At 37.7% G+C, this 1,998-nt stretch carries 1 protein-coding gene and 2 pseudogenes; 1 reads left to right on the forward strand and 2 read right to left on the reverse strand.

The annotated features are described in order from the left end of the window. Both O9290_RS27635 and O9290_RS27640 read right to left on the reverse strand, forming a co-directional pair. Window positions 1–208 (reverse strand): annotated as a pseudogene (locus O9290_RS27635) (RNA-guided endonuclease InsQ/TnpB family protein); the annotation flags it as partial. A gap of 57 nt (window positions 209–265) precedes the next feature. Beyond that, window positions 266–1,404, reverse strand: a protein-coding gene (locus O9290_RS27640; RefSeq protein ID WP_155120450.1) for an IS630-like element ISMae29 family transposase whose coding sequence is annotated in 2 segments (ribosomal slippage) — window positions 266–972 and window positions 972–1,404 — 1,140 coding nt in all. Because the reading frame shifts where the segments join, the coding sequence is not laid out codon by codon here. Window positions 1,405–1,687: 283 nt separating this feature from the next. Here O9290_RS27640 and O9290_RS27645 point away from each other — a divergent pair. Then, a pseudogene (locus O9290_RS27645) lies at window positions 1,688–1,753 on the forward strand (IS200/IS605 family transposase); the annotation flags it as partial. Window positions 1,754–1,998 lie beyond the last annotated feature (245 nt).

Raw genomic sequence — 1,998 nt, forward strand, 5'->3', positions numbered from 1 at the left:
CTTTATATTCTGGCCAACATTTCTTCAACTCTGGTAAGCAATTTTGTTGGTCAAAATAGTTAAGGTTTTTACCAAACTTTTTCGACTCGGTTTTGCGATGATAAACACAAGCATTATAAAGAGAGCAGTGTAGCTTTTGACCGTAATGAAGCTTGTTATTTTGTGTTTGGTTTGGATCAAGACGAAAAGTAATTCTCTTGATAGCCATAACTGATCGACCTAGGAAAGTTATACTTTTAGTATAGCCTACAGATATAGTAGTCTGTCAAGTTTGAATTGAGGGATAGAGTTTTTTTAATTTAATACGAGCATCAGCAGTAGTAAATCTCCAGTCAACTGAATTTGACTTTTCATTTCGATTTTCTTCCCAGACCTTAATTTCTTGTTTTAAACTATCCATGTCTGGGATACGACGATCGAGACATTGACGATTCAAAACGCTCAACTCAATTTCTGCCATATTTAACCAGCTGCCATGTTTGGGAGTGTAATGAAATTCGAGTTTATCTAAAATTCTCTTGGCCTCTTCCGGTTCAAAGGCTTTATATAATGAGGCTTTTACATGAGTATTTAAGTTGTCTTGAATTACTCTAATTTTCTGGGCATCCGGATAACGCTCATCAACCAAATATTTCATTTGGTGTGCATAATCGCTCGCCGTCCTTTGTTGTGTAACTTCTACATGTCGCCCACCTTGTAATGGTTCAAAAAACATAAACATATTGGCTACACCATTACGCTCATATTGATAGTCATACCTTTCTGGTTCTCTCGGTTCGGCTGGTATTTTCTCTTTTGTTTCTTTGACTAATTGTTGACAACTCTCATCAAAACACAGCCAGGGATTTTGCTGGTCATACTCACTATGATAAATATCCAAGACATCTTCCATGGCACAGACAAACTCCGCTGATTCTTTTGGGGGAATGACCCATGATTGATTCAGCCATGGTTTCAATTCATTTTTTTTAAGGTTTTTCTGATGGTTTCTCGTGATATTTTTTCCACATATTCAAGTTCGACCATTTTATCTGCCAGCATTTGAAGTGTCCATTTTGCTCGTCCCGTTGGTGTTTCACTACAAGCGATGGCAATCAGAGCTGCTTCCTTTTCCCCATCGATAATTTTGGCACGGCGATGTTCTGGCTTTTTTCGAGTTAATGATGATTCAATTCCTGACTCGACAAATCTTTGTCGTACTCTCTCAATGGTGGCTTGAGCAACATTTAAGGCTTCACTAATTTTCGAGTCAGTCCAACCACCTTCCTGTTGATTGACATCTGCTAAAAGTAGTATTCTGGCATGGTTCATTTTGTAAGCTGCTATTTTTCCTTTCTTGGTTAGCTGCTCGAGTTCAGTTCTTTCGGAGTCTGTTAGCTCTACAATATATTTTTTCTTCGGCATTTTTTTGTCTGAAGTTGGATAACTTCTTCCAGATTAGCTCTTTTTTGGCTCTTCGTTACTTGTTATGGTTTGATAGGGGGGCATAGAGCGACTAAATCCTTATCTGGTAAAAGACTTAATTGATTAGTTCGCTCTAGATAAAAAACAATTGACAAAAATCGCTAAATGACTTTCTATATAAGGGTTCCATCCCTTATAACCCCCGTCCATTGCATAACACAAACCGAAGATCCCTCTTTTTTTATCCCTCAAAACAAAATTGATGCTCTAATAGGTTGTCAATATGAAACCCAGAAAAGGCTCTCATAGTGTTTTTAGCGTGCGGTTACACTTTGTTTTTGTCACTCATTAGACCTCTTGCAAAAGTCTTAAGTTGATCCTTGTACAGCAACATTTTTGAAGATTATCAACTACTAATAAATAATTAACTGAAAGTCCCTCCTATTATTGTTTCTATAGCGGGTTTCAGTTGAATGAGGTACAGCATGGATGACTAGGTAGGCTCTTTAAAAGGGGTATCGCAATAGCAACAATGGGTAAACCAGTGATGGATGTCTCGCAATGTAATCTGACTAAAGGCTTGAACGATCGCTT

The sequence above is a fragment of the Microcystis sp. LE19-41.2A genome, assembly GCF_027530405.1.
GTDB lineage: Bacteria > Cyanobacteriota > Cyanobacteriia > Cyanobacteriales > Microcystaceae > Microcystis > Microcystis aeruginosa.